Source organism: Aquabacterium sp. A08, from assembly GCF_011742065.1.
Genome location: NZ_JAAQQT010000438.1, coordinates 1 through 374, shown reverse-complemented (window position 1 = coordinate 374; position 374 = coordinate 1). Strand labels below are relative to the sequence as shown.

Sequence of the window (374 nt, the reverse complement as noted above, 5' to 3'; positions counted from 1 at the left end):
TCGGCCGCGGCCGCGGTGATCTCGCCGATGATGTCGGTCACCCGCTGCACGCTGCTGACGATTTCGCTCATGGTGGTGCCGGCGTCTTCCACCAGACGGCTGCCGTCCTGCACCTTGGCCACGCTGGCGTTGATGAGGTCCTTGATCTCCTTGGCCGCCTGGGCGCTGCGCTGGGCCAGGGTGCGCACCTCGCCGGCCACCACCGCAAAACCACGCCCTTGTTCACCGGCGCGCGCGGCCTCCACCGCCGCGTTCAGCGCCAGGATGTTGGTCTGGAAAGCGATGCCGTCGATCACGCTGATGATGTCGCTGATGCGCTGGCTGCTCTGGTTGATGTCGTTCATGGTGTGCACCACCTGACCGACGACGGCGCC

At 67.1% G+C, this 374-nt stretch carries 1 protein-coding gene; it reads right to left on the bottom strand.

Features of this window, described 5'->3' with window-relative positions; translation table 11 throughout:
- Positions 1 to 374, bottom strand: a 374-nt coding sequence (locus tag HA630_RS27210) for a methyl-accepting chemotaxis protein (RefSeq protein WP_243855305.1), incomplete at both ends; no start/stop codon positions are given.